This is a genomic window from Arthrobacter sp. Dra40 (genome assembly GCF_059091905.1).
Genome location: NZ_JBNHHB010000127.1, coordinates 1 through 14,948, shown reverse-complemented (window position 1 = coordinate 14,948; position 14,948 = coordinate 1). Strand labels below are relative to the sequence as shown.

The 14,948-nt window shown below is 68.4% G+C and carries 15 protein-coding genes and 1 pseudogene; all 16 read right to left on the bottom strand.

What is annotated here, in order from left to right:
* Window positions 1-99: 99 nt before the first annotated feature.
* Window positions 100-600, bottom strand: coding sequence for a PH-like domain-containing protein (locus tag AC5RWT_RS26800; protein ID WP_494082845.1), 501 nt, complete (start codon window positions 598-600; stop codon window positions 100-102).
* Between the two features lies 1 nt (window position 601).
* Entirely contained in the window at window positions 602-1,969 is a 1,368-nt protein-coding gene (locus AC5RWT_RS26795; RefSeq protein WP_494082844.1) for a dihydroorotase, read from the bottom strand.
* Entirely contained in the window at window positions 1,966-2,967 is a 1,002-nt protein-coding gene (locus tag AC5RWT_RS26790) for an aspartate carbamoyltransferase catalytic subunit (RefSeq protein ID WP_494082843.1), read from the bottom strand. Before AC5RWT_RS26790 ends, AC5RWT_RS26795 begins: the two co-directional genes overlap by 4 nt.
* On the bottom strand, window positions 2,964-3,560 hold the full coding sequence (gene pyrR / locus AC5RWT_RS26785; protein ID WP_494043703.1) for a bifunctional pyr operon transcriptional regulator/uracil phosphoribosyltransferase PyrR: 597 nt from the start codon (window positions 3,558-3,560) through the stop codon (window positions 2,964-2,966). Before pyrR ends, AC5RWT_RS26790 begins: the two co-directional genes overlap by 4 nt.
* 265 nt (window positions 3,561-3,825) lie before the next feature.
* Entirely contained in the window at window positions 3,826-4,245 is a 420-nt protein-coding gene (gene nusB / locus AC5RWT_RS26780; protein WP_494043702.1) for a transcription antitermination factor NusB, read from the bottom strand.
* Entirely contained in the window at window positions 4,245-4,808 is a 564-nt protein-coding gene (gene efp / locus AC5RWT_RS26775; RefSeq protein ID WP_494082842.1) for an elongation factor P, read from the bottom strand. Before efp ends, nusB begins: the two co-directional genes overlap by 1 nt.
* Before the next feature lie 430 nt (window positions 4,809-5,238).
* Window positions 5,239-6,336 carry a 3-dehydroquinate synthase gene (gene aroB / locus AC5RWT_RS26770; RefSeq protein ID WP_494082841.1) on the bottom strand — a complete coding sequence of 366 codons (1,098 nt, stop codon included), beginning with the start codon at window positions 6,334-6,336 and terminating at the stop codon, window positions 5,239-5,241.
* Window positions 6,333-6,875 (bottom strand): shikimate kinase, encoded by a 543-nt coding sequence (locus AC5RWT_RS26765; protein WP_494043699.1) that lies wholly within the window; start codon window positions 6,873-6,875, stop codon window positions 6,333-6,335. The genes aroB and AC5RWT_RS26765 overlap by 4 nt, the downstream gene beginning before the upstream one ends.
* Window positions 6,875-8,074 carry a chorismate synthase gene (gene aroC / locus AC5RWT_RS26760; RefSeq protein WP_494082840.1) on the bottom strand — a complete coding sequence of 400 codons (1,200 nt, stop codon included), beginning with the start codon at window positions 8,072-8,074 and terminating at the stop codon, window positions 6,875-6,877. Before aroC ends, AC5RWT_RS26765 begins: the two co-directional genes overlap by 1 nt.
* Before the next feature lie 32 nt (window positions 8,075-8,106).
* Window positions 8,107-8,982, bottom strand: coding sequence for a shikimate dehydrogenase (locus tag AC5RWT_RS26755; RefSeq protein ID WP_494082846.1), 876 nt, complete (start codon window positions 8,980-8,982; stop codon window positions 8,107-8,109).
* Between the two features lie 50 nt (window positions 8,983-9,032).
* A complete protein-coding gene (gene mltG / locus AC5RWT_RS26750) occupies window positions 9,033-10,625 on the bottom strand; it encodes an endolytic transglycosylase MltG (RefSeq protein WP_494082839.1) in 1,593 nt (530 codons plus the stop codon).
* The gene (gene ruvX, locus AC5RWT_RS26745; RefSeq protein WP_494082838.1) at window positions 10,622-11,194 is read right to left on the bottom strand and encodes a Holliday junction resolvase RuvX; all 573 of its coding nucleotides are present in this window, start codon (window positions 11,192-11,194) and stop codon (window positions 10,622-10,624) included. Before ruvX ends, mltG begins: the two co-directional genes overlap by 4 nt.
* A 12-nt stretch (window positions 11,195-11,206) precedes the next feature.
* The gene (gene alaS, locus AC5RWT_RS26740; protein ID WP_494082837.1) at window positions 11,207-13,885 is read right to left on the bottom strand and encodes an alanine--tRNA ligase; all 2,679 of its coding nucleotides are present in this window, start codon (window positions 13,883-13,885) and stop codon (window positions 11,207-11,209) included.
* A 75-nt stretch (window positions 13,886-13,960) separates the two neighbouring features.
* Window positions 13,961-14,194 (bottom strand): DUF6167 family protein, encoded by a 234-nt coding sequence (locus AC5RWT_RS26735; RefSeq protein ID WP_452035545.1) that lies wholly within the window; start codon window positions 14,192-14,194, stop codon window positions 13,961-13,963.
* An 18-nt stretch (window positions 14,195-14,212) separates the two neighbouring features.
* Window positions 14,213-14,596, bottom strand: a complete 384-nt coding sequence (locus tag AC5RWT_RS26730; RefSeq protein WP_127512668.1) for a DUF948 domain-containing protein — start codon at window positions 14,594-14,596, stop codon at window positions 14,213-14,215.
* Window positions 14,597-14,851: 255 nt separating this feature from the next.
* Window positions 14,852-14,948: pseudogene (locus AC5RWT_RS26725) on the bottom strand (30S ribosomal protein S4); the annotation flags it as partial.

The window sequence follows — 14,948 nt, the reverse complement described above, 5'->3', positions numbered from 1 at the left end:
CCTGGGCGCCGTAGCTGCGGCCGCGGAAGGTCCGGCCGTCTTCGAGCACCAGCAGCGCCGGTGCGGTTGCGGAGGTTGTTTCTGCGCTCACGATGTTTCCTAGTCTTCCTGTACGGCGGGTAGGTATGTCTGCAGCTGCACCAGCAGCGGTTGTTTATCGGCGGCCTGCCGGGTGCGGAAGGCGGTGTCGACGTCGCGCTCCCCCAGTTTCCACGTGATCACGGCGAGCCCTTCGGATTCCACGAACTTGCCCACCATGCCGCTCTCGGTGCGCACACCGGAGATGCTTGTTGCCGGGATGTAGAGGTCGGTGGAGCCGGGCCGCTCGATCAGCACGCCGTGCGGATAGGTCCGCAGCGCGGCCTTGGTCCGAACGCCCAGGCCGTGGACGGCCACGCGGTCCAGCCAGTCCCCCGCCGTCGTGGTCACTACGTACATGCCTTCGTAGTAGCCCGTGGGGTTGGCGGTGTCCGCCGGGATCTGCGGCAGCGGCGCGATGTCCTGCTGGCGCTTGAGCCGGTTCCGCCAGCCCACCGCCACCAGAACAAGAAGCACGACGGCGACGGCGAGCATCACCAGACCGGCTTGGATCTGGTTCATCTCAGCCCTCCTTCGCCGGGCGTGCGGGCGTGTTCAGGGCGCCGTCCAGCACGGTGGGGTGTCCGTTGAGGAAGGTGGCCACCACGCGGCCGGGCAGTTGCCGGCCGGCGAACGGCGAGTTCCGGCCCTTGGTGGCCATGGCCGACGGGTCCACCGTCCAGCGGGCCGCGGGGTCGACCAGTGTGATGTTGGCGGCCGCGCCGGCTGCCAGCGGCTGGCCCTGGCCGGCCAACCGGCCGATCCGCGCCGGCATGGCGGAGGTGATCCGGGCGAAGTCCGCCCAGCCGATCAGCCCGGATTCGATCATGGTGTGCTGCACCACGGACAACGCGGTTTCCAGGCCGGTCATGCCCATCGCCGCCTGCGCCCACTCGCACTCCTTCGCCTCGGAAGGGTGCGGAGCGTGGTCGGTGCCGATCACGTCGATGGTGCCGTCGGCCAGGCCGGCGCGCAGCGCCTGCACGTCCTCGTCGGTGCGCAGCGGCGGGTTGACCTTGTAGACCGGGTCGTAGCTGCGGACCAGTTCGTCGGTCAGCCACAGGTGGTGCGGCGTGACCTCGGCGGTGACCTTGATGCCGCGGGCCTTCGCCCAGCGGATGATCTCCACCGATCCGGCCGTCGAGACGTGGCAGACGTGCAGCCGCGAGTCCACGTGCTGGGCCAGCAGCACGTCGCGGGCGATGATGCTTTCCTCGGCCACGGCCGGCCAGCCGGTCATGCCCAGCACCGCCGAAACCGTGCCCTCATTCATCTGCGCGCCGTCGGTCAACCGCGGCTCCTGCGCGTGCTGGGCGATCACGCCGTCGAACGCCTTGACGTATTCCAGCGCGCGGCGCATCAGCACCGGATCCGAGACGCAGATGCCGTCGTCGGAGAACACCCGGACCCGGGCGCGGGAATCGGCCATCGCGCCCAGCTCGGCCAGCCGCTCGCCGGCCAGCCCCACGGTCACCGCGCCCACCGGGCGGACGTCGGCCCAGCCGGCGCTGCGGCCCAGCGTGTAGACCTGCTCGACGACGCCGGCGGTGTCGGCCACCGGCGACGAGTTAGCCATCGCGTGCACCGCGGTGAAGCCGCCCAGGGCCGCGGCGCGGGTGCCTGTCTCCACAGTCTCCGCGTCCTCGCGTCCCGGCTCCCGCAGGTGCGTGTGCAGGTCAACCATGCCGGGCAGCGCAATCAGCCCGTCTGCATCAATCACGACGGCGCCTGCCGCACTCAGCGCGCTGCCCACCTCGGCAATCTTTCCGTCGCGGACCAGCAGGTCGGCCCGGTCCCCGCCGGTCAGCGAGGCCCCTCGGATCAGGTAGCTGGCCTGGGAGTTGGACTCGGTGTTGGACACGGTGCTGGACTTGGTGCCGGGCGCGGTCACTTGGCCTCCTGGGCGGTCGGTGCGGGAGCGGCGGACGCTGTGCCGCCGGAGAGCAGAAGGTAGAGGGCGGCCATCCGCACGGCCACGCCGTTGCGGACCTGGTCCAGCACGGTGGACCGCGGGGAGTCGGCTGCGGCCGAGGAGATTTCCAGCCCGCGGTTCATCGGTCCGGGGTGCATGATGATGGTGCCGTCGCGGCCGGAGGCATCCAGCGCCGCCAGCCGGAGGTCGTTGAAGCCCCAGCGGCTGGAGTACTCCTGCGTGGACGGGAAGTAGGCGGCGTTCATCCGCTCGCCCTGCACGCGCAGCATCATCACGGCGTCCGTCCCGGCGGCCAGCGTGGCGTCCAGGTCGTAGCTGATGGTGCACGGCCAATCGCGGCTGCCCACCGGCAGCAGCGTGGGCGGCGCCACCATGGTGACCTCGGCGCCCAGCGTGCGCAGCAGCCAGAGGTTGGAGCGGGCCACCCGGGAGTGCAGGATGTCCCCCACAATGGCCACCTTCATGCCGGCCAGGTCCGTGCCGGTGGAGGTGGTGCCGTTGAGCTTGGCCCAGGTGCGCCGCAGCGTGAAGGCGTCCAGCAGCGCCTGGGTGGGGTGCTCGTGGGTGCCGTCGCCGGCGTTGACCACGGTGGCGTCGATCCAGCCGGAATTGGCCAGCCGCGCCGGTGCACCGGAGGCCCAGTGCCGGATGACGACGGCGTCGGCGCCCATCGCTTCCAGGGTCTGCGCGGTGTCCTTGAGCGATTCGCCCTTGGACACGGAGGATCCCTTGGCCGCGAAGTTAATCACGTCGGCCGAGAGCCGCTTGGCGGCGGCCTCAAAGGAGATCCGGGTGCGGGTGGAGTCCTCGAAGAAGAGGTTGACCACGGTCCGGCCGCGCAGCACGGGGAGCTTCTTGACCTCGCGCAGGGACACGGCGGACATTTCCTCGGCCGTATCCAGGATCTGCACCGCGTCCGACTTGGCCAGGTCCGCGGTGGATAGCAGGTGTTTCATGCGCTGAAGTCCTCGATAACTACCTCGTCGGCGGCCGGGCTGCCGTTATTCGTATCGATTTCGGCCAGCCGGACCCGGACCTTCTCCACCGAGGAAGTGGGCAGGTTCTTGCCCACATGGTCGGCCCGGATCGGGAGCTCGCGGTGCCCGCGGTCCACCAGGACGGCCAGCCGGACAATCCGCGGCCGGCCCAGGTCCACCAGCGCGTCCAGGGCCGCGCGGATGGTGCGGCCGGAGTAGAGCACGTCGTCGACCAGAACCACTACCTTGTCGTCGATCCCGGCTGCCGGCAGCTGGGTGGGCAACGGGGTACGCGTGGGGTGGCGGCGGAGGTCGTCGCGGAACATGGTCACGTCGAGCTGTCCGATGATGTCTTCGGCAGCAACGGAAGGATCGGCGGCGGCGATCTTGGCGGCCAGCCGGCGGGCCAGCGGATAACCGCGGCGCGGAATGCCCAGTAGGACCAGGTCTTGGGACCCCTTGTTCGCCTCGAGGATTTCGTGGGCGATACGGGTCAATGCGCGGTTGATGTCCGCTTCGGCAAGTACAACTCGCGACGATGCCGGCTCTTGCGCCGGTGAGTCCGTGTTCATCTTTTGCCGCCTCCTTCCCCGCCTCACTGGACGGAATTTAAAGGTTGCTTGCGCCCTCAAAATTACCACGCCGGGCTCCGCTCGCCTGCTTCGTGACGGCTGCACGACGGCGATCTGTGGCCGATGTGGGCAAACTCACCGAACGACCAGCCACCGGCGGCGGTTGCGCGGCGCGAGAGCCGTGCCGGACGCAAACGAGCGACGGCGGATGCCCGCAAAGCGGGCACCCGCCGTCGCCCGTGGGGATGGTGGCTGAACAGGCGCCTTAAGCCAGCAGCGTGGGCTTGAGCCGCTGCAACCGGCCCAACAGTCCGTTGACGAAGGACGGCGACTCGTCCGTTGACAGAGTCTTGGCCAGCTCCACGGCTTCGCTCACCGCGACACCGTCGGGCACGTCGTCGTTGTAGAGCAGTTCCCACGAGCCGACGCGCAGGATGATGCGGTCCACCGCGGGCATCCGGTCCAGCGTCCAGCCCTGGGCGTAGGTGGCCAGGAACTCGTCGATGGTGGGCTGCAGGGCGGCGACGCCCTCCACGATCTGCGCCGTGTAGGGATTGATCACCTGGTCGGTCTTGTCCCGTCCGGCCAGTGCCTCGGCAGCACTCACGCCGCGCTGCTCGGCTTCAAAAAGGACGTCGACGGCCCTGCGGCGGGCCTTGCCGCGGGCTGAAGTAGGGGCACTCACTAGTCGTTGACTCGTCCCAGGTAGTCGCCGGTGCGGGTGTCGACCTTCACCTTGGTGCCGGTCTCCAGGAACAGCGGAACCTGGATCTGGTAGCCGGTCTCCACGGTGGCGGGCTTGGTGCCGCCGGTGGAGCGGTCGCCCTGCAGTCCGGGCTCGGTGTAGGTGATCTCCATGACCACGGAGGCCGGCAGCTCAATGTAGAGCGGCGTGCCGTCGTGCATGGCGATGTTGACCTTGATGTTTTCCAGCAGGAAGTTCTCGTCCTCGCCGACTACCGGACCGGGAACGGTGACCTGGTCGTAGTCCTGCACGTCCATGAAGACGAAGTCGTCGCCGTCCTTGTACAGGTAGGTGTAATCGCGGCGGTCCACCGTGGCGGTTTCGATCTTCAGGCCGGCGTTGAACGTCTTGTCCTGGATCTTGCCGCTGACGACATTCTTGATCTTGGTGCGCACGAACGCGCCGCCCTTGCCCGGCTTCACGTGCTGGAACTCAATGACGTTCCACAGCTGGCCGTCCAGTTTCAGCACGGTGCCGTTCTTGATGTCGTTGGTTGTGGCCACAGTTTCACTTTCGTCGATGATGGCGGGCCGCCGGCGGAAGGTCCGCCCGGCCCGGAGCGAAGTCCAGCAGACATTCTACCTGCTGGCGGGTTGCCTGCTCGAAGCCGGCGGGCTTCCTTGGATCTGTCCCGCCGGAGCCCGCGGGTTTGAGACGTTTGGTGGAGCCGGCGGGTTCTGGTGGGAATGCCGGCGGCGGGACATGTTCTTCTGGGGAGGGTATGCCTGTCCGGCACAGGGTTAATCTGCGAGGGCACGGCCGATGGCCCTTGCTCTCGGCCCAAGCTGTCCACTTTCTGCAGGAATTGTCCAACTCTTGGCGGCGCCCAAGCCCCTGACCTGCGGAAACATTCGGCGCCCTCCCAAAACGTGGACAGCACCGGCGCCGAGGCGCCCCGGTGCCGCCCGGCGACCGCCGCGACGCGGCGGAGTGCTACTCGGCGATTTCCTGGTAGGCGGCGAACAGCAGCGAGGTGTCCGGGACGTCGAGGATGCCGGGCTTGGCCAATCCGTCCAACACCACGAACCGGAGCAGGTCGCCGCGGGCCTTCTTGTCCCGCTTCATTCCGTCCAGCAGGGCGGCCCAGCGGTCGCGGCGGTACGTGACGGGAAGCCCGAGGGACGTCAGGATCGCCTGGTGGCGGTCGGCGGTGGCGTCGTCCAGCCGGCCGACCATCCGGGACAGCTCGGCGGCGAAGGCCAGACCGATCGAAACGGCGGCGCCGTGGCGCATCTGGTAACGCTCGGCCAGCTCAATCGCGTGACCGAGCGTGTGCCCGTAGTTGAGGAACTCGCGGCGTCCGGACTCGCGCAAGTCGGCGGAAACCACCTCGGCCTTGACCCGGATGGAACGCTCGATGATCTCCCGCAGCTGGGCAGTACCGGCGGTGCTGGCCGCTTTCGGATTGGCCTCGATCAGGTCCAGGATGACCGGATCGGCGATGAAGCCGCACTTGACCGCCTCGGCCATGCCGGTGATCAGCTCGTTCGGCGGCAGCGTCTGCAGCGCGTCCAGGTCGGCCAGCACGGCGGCCGGCGGATGGAACGCGCCCACCAGGTTCTTGCCCTCGGCGGTGTTGATGCCGGTCTTGCCGCCGACTGCGGCATCCACCATGCCCAGCAGGCTGGTGGGGATGTGCACCACCTTGACGCCGCGCAGCCAGGTCGCGGCCACGAAGCCGGCCACATCGGTGACCGCCCCGCCGCCCACCGCCACGATGGCGTCCGAGCGGGTGAAGTCGTTCTTGCCCAGCACCTCCCAGCAGAACGAGGCCACCTGGATGTGCTTGCCCTCCTCCGCGTCCGGGATCTCGGCGGTCAGCGCCTCCATCCCGTTCGAGGCCAGGTCCTCGCGCACGGCGTCGCCGGTGGCACGCAGTGCCCGCGGATGAATCACCAGCACCTTGCGGACGCGCTCCCCCAGCACCTGCGGCAGCCGGCCCAACAGCGCATGGCCGACGACGACGTCGTACGCCTCTTGGGGGGTATTCCCGGTGACGGGGATGACGGTGGCCTCGGGGGTGTTGCTCACGGTTCGTGCCTTTCCTCAAGCAGTTGTCTCAGTTCGGCCAGCAGCTGCTGCTGGCTTTTGCCGCGGGTGTCCAGCACCAGGTCGGCCAGCCGCTCGTACACCGGCCGGCGCTGCCGGAGGGTCTCGGTCCAGCGGCCCACGGGATCACCGGCGAGCAGTGGCCGTCCGGTGTCCTTGATGATGCGCGGCCGCACCGTGTCCACATCGATGTCCAGGAAGACCACGGTGCAGTTGGCCAGCAGCTGCTGCGTGCCGGTGTCCAGGATGGCGCCGCCGCCCAGCGAGACCACGGCGGGCGGTTTGCCTTCGCTGAGCAGCGCCGCCACTTCGCGGGCCTCGAGTTCGCGGAAGGCATGCTCGCCCAGCGAGGTGAAGATCGCAGGAATCGGCCCGTGCCGTTCCACCAGCCGCTTGTCGCTGTCGGCGAAAGCGAGGCCGTGCCGATTGGCAAACTGGCTGCCCAGCGTCGATTTGCCCGACGCCATCGGTCCAATCAGCACCAGGTGGCGCCGCAGCCGCATCGGTTCCCCGGATGCCACTACTGGCCGATCGAATCCAGCGACTCCGGGATGGCCGCCAGATAGGACTGCAGGTTGCGTGCCGTCTCGGCCACGGAATCGCCGCCGAACTTCTCGGTGACCGCCTCGGCCAGCACCAACGCCACCATGGCCTCGGCGACGACGCCGGACGCCGGCACGGCGCAGACGTCGGAACGCTGGTGGTGGGCTTTGGCCGGCTCGCCGGTGCTGACGTCGATGGTGGCCAGGGCGCGGGGCACCGTGGCAATCGGCTTCATGGCCGCACGGACGCGCAACGTCTCGCCGATGCTCATGCCGCCTTCGATGCCGCCGGCGCGATTGGTGGCACGCACGATAGTGCCGTTCTCGTCACGGACGATTTCGTCATGGGCGGCGGATCCGCGGCGGGCGGCGGTGAGGAAGCCGTCTCCGACCTCCACGCCCTTGATCGCCTGGATGCCCATCAGGGCGGCGGCCAGGCGGGAGTCCAGCCGGCGGTCCCAGTGCACGTAGCTGCCCAGTCCCGGCGGCAGCCCGTAGGCCAGCACCTCGACCACGCCGCCCAGGGTTTCGCCTTCCTTGTGCGCCTGGTCAACTTCCTGCACCATGGCCAGGGACGTCTCGGCGTCGAAGCAGCGCAACGGATCTTCATCCAGGGCCAGCACGTCGTCCGGCAGCGGAACCTGGCTGCCTTCGGGGACCGAAACCCGGCCCACGGCGGTGGTGTGGCTGACCAACCGAATGCCGAGTGCGGAGAGGAACTTCGCTGCTACCGTGCCCAGGGCTACCCGGGCGGCTGTCTCGCGGGCGCTGGCGCGCTCCAGCACCGGACGGGCTTCGTGGAAGCCGTACTTCTGCATGCCGGTGAAGTCGGCGTGCCCGGGCCGGGGGCGGGTGAGCGGGGCGTTGCGGGCCAGGTCCTCCAGCTGGGCAGGATCGACCGGATCGGCGGACATCACGGTTTCCCACTTGGGCCATTCGGTATTGGCTACTTCGATGGCCACCGGGCCGCCCTGGGTCAGGCCGTGGCGGACGCCGCCCACCAGGGTGACCTCGTCCTGTTCGAATTTCATCCGGGCGCCGCGGCCATAGCCCAAGCGCCGCCGCGCCAGCGCATCCTGGACCTCGGCTGCGGTGAGTTCGACGCCGGCGGGGACGCCTTCGATAATTCCTACCAGGGCCGGACCATGGGATTCACCGGCGGTTAACCAACGCAACATGGATTCAATACTGCCATGCATCGGGGGGCGGTTTAGCGCCGCGGTGCACCCACCGCGTCACACATCACATTTGTGACATCCGCGGTGTCGGTGAAGCGGTCGCCGGCGAACAGCCGCACCTGCTCCACCGCTTGGTAGATGAGCATTTCCAGGCCGTGCACCACCGAGCCGCCCTGGCGCTGCCACACGGCTGCCAGCTCGCTGGGCCACGGATCATACGCCACGTCCAGCAGCACGCTCCCGCCACGGTCCGTTCCCGCCTGGGCCGCCAACTCGGCAGCCAGGGGGTCCGCAGATTGCGGCGGAAGGGTGCAAACCACCGTTCCGGCCCGCTGCACTGCCGCGGCTGCCTGGTCCCAGCCGGCTACCTGGAGCGGGAGACCTAGGCGCCGGGCAATGGCCTGCACGTTGCCCGACTTGGCCGGATCCCGCAGGCACAGGGTCACGCCGGACGGTTTCAGCTCCGCCAGCGCGGCGGCAGCGGCGGCAGCGGTGCCGCCGCCACCCAGAATGACCGCCGGCTGGCCCTCGCGGGCTCCGCCATGGCGCAGCGCACCGACAATCCCGGCCACGTCGGTATTGTGGCCGGACAGCGTCACCCGCCCCTCGCCGTCGTACTCGAAAACCACGGTGTTGAGCACGCCCAGCAGATCCACCAGCGGGCTGGTGCGGTCCATCTGGCCGACCATCGCCGCTTTCAGCGGCATGGTCACTGACAGCCCAGCCCACCCCGGCTCGCTGCGCAGGGTCTGGATGAACTGCGGCAACTGGTCCTCGGTGACGTCGATGGCCCGGTAGCTGCAGTCGAACCCAAGCAGCTCATACGCGGCCCGGTGCAGCGCAGGCGACCGGGAGTGGCCGATCGGATGCCCGAGCACCGCAGCCTGATACTGATGGGCCGCGGGCAGCGTGCCGGCGGACACGCCGTCGGCAGACGCGCCCTCGGCGGGACCGGCGATCAACTGCACCGGCCTTCTTTCTGCGTGCTGCACCACTGCTGGTATTCCCTGGTGTATGCGTTGTGCTGTTCCAGCGTCTTGGCGAACTTCGTCTCGCCGGTGTCCAGGTTGACCGTCACCCAGTAGTAGTAGGGCACGTCGGCCGGGCTGGCGGCGGCGTCAATGGCCGGTCCGCCGGGTGAGTTGATCGGCCCCGCGGGAAGCCCGGTGTGCGCGTAGGTGTTGTAGGGGTTGGACTTGTCCGCCTTTTCCTCCGGCGTGATGTCGTAGCCCTTTCGGCCCAGCCCGTAGGTCACCGTGGCGTCCGACTGGATCAGGCCGTTTGTTTCGGTGTTGTCCGGCTTCAACCGGTTCTGGATGGCGCCGGCTACCTTGGCATAGTCGGCTTCGCCGGCCTCGGCTTCGATGATGCTGGCGATGGTCAGCACCCGGAACTGCTCCTGCGGATCGGAAATCCCGTCCTTAGTCAGCCGGTCCTTGGTGTTGCCCACCAGTTCGGTGAGAATGTCCTTGGCGCTGGTCCCCAGGGGCCAGCGGTACTCGCCCGGGAAGAGGTAGCCTTCGAGGTTGCGTGCTGAATCCGGGAGTCCGAATTGCTGCGGGTTTTTGGCCAGTTCAGCGAACTCGGAGGCCGGGATCTTCGTTCCTTTGCTCAGCGCGGCGAAGACCTCATCCTGGCGCCAGGTGCGGTTGATGGCGGTGTAGGAGACCTTCTCCCCCACGTCCTCCAGCAAGATGGCGGCGGCTTTGGCAGCGGGCAACTTGTACTGCATCTGGTAGTCGCCCGGCTGCACCTCGCGGCCGTCCGCTTGGCTGGCCAGTTCGCCCAGGAAGGTCTCGCTGTTGGAGATGATGTCCTGCTGAACCAGCGCCTCGGCGATCACCAGCGGACCGGCGCCCTGTTCAACGGTGAAGGTCACCTGCCCCTGTCCGGGGCCGGCATAGTCTTCAGGTTCGCCGCCCATGCCCAGCAGGTTCTGCAGGAACAGCACCACGCCGACCAGGCCCGCGGCGAAGACCGCGAAAACCACCAGCATGATGGTGTTGCGCCGGCGGCGGGCGCTCTTCTTGGTGCGGACCGGACGCTTCCGGCCGGCGGCAGGTTCATCCTCGAAAAAGTCCAGCCGGCCGTCGTGGTAGACCTGGCCGTCGTCCCCGTAGCCCTGGTTTTCGTCCGCGGCTTCCCAGCCGCGTTCCGCGGCGCCGGGAGCGTACTCTGCCTCGTCTGCCGAGGAGACGGCGGCATACTCTGCCTCGGGTTCTGCCTCCGGCTGATGACGACGGCGGTGCTCGCCCGGGGCGGGCACGTGATGCTGGACGACGGTTGCCGGCTCGGGGTCGTGCCAGCCGGCATCCGGGTCGTTCCGGTCGGCGGCCGGTTCGTCCGCTGCGGCTGCGTCGGGGCGCTCGACCGCCGGCTGACCGGCCGGATCGGGCCAGGCCTCGTCCGCGGGCGGCTCTTCCCATTCGGGTACCGCGTCGTCGTCCCAGTACGGCGGAACGGTGTCGTCAAAGCGCGGATCAGCGGCCTGGCGTCCGCGCGCGGCGCGCCGGGAAGGCAGGTTGGTCCAGTCGTCGGGGTGTTTGCTCACGTTCCCGGATCCCCGCTTCGGTCATGTCCGTGCGTAATCGTCGGCTCCTCATGGCTGGCGGCCGGCACTCCTCTGCCGGCTGGCGGTGCGACAGGTGTCCCCACGTCCTGTCCTTGGGCCCGTTGCATGTCAATGGCCTGCTGCAGGATACCTACCGCAGCTACCTGATCCACCACTTTACGATGTTGACGCGTATCCATGCCAGCATCACGCAATCCCCGGTGCGCCGCCACGGTGGTCAGGCGTTCATCAATCAGGCTGACGCAGGCCCCGGAACCCGCCGCGGCCAACGCTGCGGCCAGCTTCCGGGCATAGCTGCGGGCCATCTCGGTGGACGCAGAGTCGCCGCCGGACAGTGTCCGCGGCAGCCCCACGAAAACCTGAACGGCGCCCCGTTCGGCGGCCTCGCGCACCAGCACCCTGATGTCGCTGTCCTTCTTGGCGTCGCGCTTCAGGGTGCGTACCGGCGTGGCCAGGATTCCGTCCGGATCACAGCTGGCCACGCCCACACGCACCGAACCAACGTCGACACCGAGTTTGGTGCCGCGCGGATAATCGGTAGAAGACACGCTGCCAGGCCCCTAGCGGTTCGCGACCGCAGCCGTCACGGCGGCCAGTGCCTCGTCGATCTTGCCAGCGTCGGATCCGCCGCCCTGGGCAACGTCGTCCTTGCCGCCGCCGCCACCACCCAGCACGCCGGCAGCGACCTTGACCAGCGCGCCGGCCTTCACACCGGCGGCGCGTGCTGCCTCGTTGGTCGCCACCAGGATCAGGGGCCGGCCGTTGGCTACACCCGTCATCGCCACGGTGACCGGCTCGGAGCCCAGCCGGGTCCGCAGGTCCAGGGCCAGGTTGCGCAGGTCGTCAGCGCCGTTGACGTCGCCGACGTTGTGCGCCAGCAAGCGGGTGCCCGCCACGTCCTGCGCCTGGGAGACCAGCGAGGCGGCGGAGGCTGCCAGCTGTTCCTTGCGGAGCTTGTCCAGTTCCTTCTCCACGGACTTGAGCTTGGCCAGGGTGGCGGCAATGCGCTCGGGCAGCTGGGCGCCGGGGACCTTGAGCATCTCGGACAGCTCCGTCACCAGCGCGCGTTCGGCGGCCATGTGCCGGAAGGCCTCCATGCCCACGAACGCCTCCACCCGCCGGTTGCCGGAGCCCACGGAAGCCTCGCCCAGCAGCGTCAGCGAACCGATCTGCGAGGTGGCCTCCACGTGGGTGCCGCCGCAGAGTTCGCGGGACCAGGCGCCGTCGATCTCCACCACGCGCACGGTGTCCCCGTATGCCTCACCGAAGAGCGCCATCGCGCCCAGCTCGCGGGCCTGGGCCAGCGGCATCACCCGGGTCTGGACCTCGAAGTTGTTGCGGATGGCCAGGTTCGAGACTTCTTCGACCTCAGACTTGGCGGCGTCAGAGAGGCCCTCGCCCCAGGAGAAGTCGAAGCGGAGGTAGCCCGCCTTGTTGAACGAACCGCGCTGCAGCGCCTCCGGGCCCAAGATCTGGTGCAGGGCGGCGTGGACGATATGCGTGCCGGAGTGCGCCTGCTCGCCGGCATGGCGGCGCTGCGCGTCCACTGCGGCCTGGACCGTGGCGCCGGCCGGCAGTTCGCCTTCGCGGACCACGGCCTTGTGCACGCTCAGGCCCTTGACCGGCTTCTGCACATCCAGCACCTCGACCACGAACCCGTCGCCGGTGATCAGTCCGACGTCGGCGGCCTGGCCGCCGGCCTCGGCGTAGAACGGGGTCGCGTCGAGCACCAGCTCGATTTCCTCGCCCTGGCCGGCGAAACCGCGCACTTCGCCGCCGCGGACAATCCCGCGCACGGTGGATTCGGTGTTCAGTTCGTCATAACCGGTGAACACGGTCTCGCCCTCGGCCAGCATCTCGCGGAAGACGGTCACGTCTGCATGGCCCAGCTTCTTGCCGCGGGCATCCGCCTGGGCACGCTGGCGCTGCTCGGCCATCAGCGTGCGGAAACCGGCCTCGTCCACCTGCAGGCCCGCTTCTTCGGCCATTTCCAGGGTGAGGTCGATCGGGAAGCCGTAGGTGTCGTGCAGGGTGAAGGCGTCCTCGCCGGAAATCGGCTTCGACGCGGCCTTCGATTCCTTCACGGCCTCTTCCAACCGGGCGGTGCCGGAGGCGATGGTGCGCAGGAAGGCCTTCTCTTCGGCATAGGCGATCCGGCTGATCCGCTCAAAGTCGTCCGCCACCGCCGGATAAGTACCCTTCATGGCGTCGCGGGAGACCGGCAGCAGCTCCGGCAGGCAGGCCTTTTCCACGCCGAGCAGGCGCATGGCGCGCACGGCACGGCGGATCAAGCGGCGCAGCACATAGCCGCGGCCCTCGTTGGAGGGGGTCACGCCGTCGGAAATCAGCATCAGCGCGGAGCGGATGTGGTCGGCGACCACGCGCAGGCGCACGTCGTCGGTGTGGTGCGGATCGTCGTCGGACTCGGCGCTGGTGTATTCCCGGCCGGAAATTTCCGCGGCCTTGTCCAGCACGGGGCGGACCTGGTCCGTCTCGTACATGTTCTCCACGCCCTGCAGGATCATCGCGAGGCGTTCCATGCCCAGGCCGGTGTCGATGTTCTTCTGCGGCAGCTCGCCCAGGATTTCGAAGTCTTCCTTGCCGATGCCGGCGCCGCGCTGGTACTGCATGAAGACCAGGTTCCAGATCTCGATGTAGCGGGTCTCATCGGCGATCGGGCCGCCTTCGATCCCGTACTCCGGGCCGCGGTCGTAGAAGATTTCCGAGCACGGGCCGGCGGGGCCGGGCTGGCCGGTGGACCAGTAGTTGTCCTTCTTGCCGGACTTCTGGATCCGGTCGGCCGGGACACCCACCTGGTCGCGCCAGATGGCGAGGGCTTCCTCGTCCTCTTCGTAGACGGTGATCCAGAGCTTCTCCGGCGGCAGTCCGTAGCCGCCCTGCTCCACCGGGCTGGTCAGCAGTTCCCAGGCCATCGAGATGGCCTGCTCCTTGAAGTAGTCACCGAAGGAGAAGTTGCCGCACATCTGGAAGAACGTGCCGTGCCGGACCGTCTTGCCGACCTCTTCGATGTCCGCGGTGCGGATGCACTTCTGCACGCTGGTGGCGCGCGGGTACGGCGGCGTCTCGCGGGCGGTCAGGTACGGGATGAACGGCACCATGCCCGCCACGGTGAACAGCAGCGACGGGTCCGGCGACACCAAGGACGCCGACGGGACCACGGCATGGCCCTTTTTCTCGAAGAAGTCGAGCCAGCGGCGGACAATCTCGTGGGATTTCATGGTGCCTGTGTCTTACCTTCCAGGGTACAAACCGCCCGTGCGGGCCGGTGCGTGGCTTGAATGCCGTAGAAAAATTTAGCGTGTGCGGACGTCGTCGGCGGAATCGATGCCCAGGGCCAGGCGCAGGTCGGTTTCGCGTTCCTGCATGCCGTCCCGGACCGCGTCCGCGAAGGTGGCCACCGAATCGGCCACCTGTCCCAGTGCGCGGTTGAGTCCGGCCGGCCCCAGCGCGTCCCGCGTCTGGGAGAGCTTGCGGACCGCCAGCACGCCGATCGCCACGCCTGCAGCCATCCAGATCATTCGCTTCATGTCGGTTCCTCTCGCGGATTAGCGGCCGCGGCGGCGCTTGCCCTCGGGCGCGCCCTTGCCGGCGGTATTGAAGGCGCTGCGCACGCCGTAGGAGAAGGCTGCCACCTTGATCAGCGGCGAGCCCAGGGTCGCGGAGAGCAGCGACGTCAGGGCGGAAACGTTGGCCGAGGCGTCCGACACGTTGTTGGAGATGCCGTCGACCTTCCTCAACTGTTCGTTGGTGGTGCTGACGGTGGTGGTGACTTCGCCAATCAACGGGGTGGTGCCGTCGCTGAGCTCGCGGATGGCTTGGCGCAGTTCATCAAACACCTTGCCGAGCTTCCACACCGGGATGGCCAGCAGGGCCACCAGCACCGCGAATACGCCCGCGGCGATCAGTCCGGCAATATCTCCACCTGACATAGGTTCAAACGCTCCTCTTGTTGGTTGACGGCGTCATCCGGTCCGCGCGCGCAGCGCAGGCATGCCTGGTGCTGCGGGGGTCCGGCTAACGACGGCGGGGCGTGCCTTGTGCAGGCGTCTTTCCCGCCGCTCTCATCACCTTACCTACTGAACAGCCCGCGGCCGATGCCGCGGGCTGTTCTGCGCCTTCTCCGTGCACGGAGGCGGCATCTCGCTGGGGTGGTTCCGGAGTTTTCAGGCCCCGGAACTACTGATCTAGCGAGCGTAGTATTCGACCACCATCTGCTCTTCGCAGGTCACGGGGACCTCGGAGCGCTTGGGGCGGCGGACCAGGCGGGCCTGCAGCTTCTCC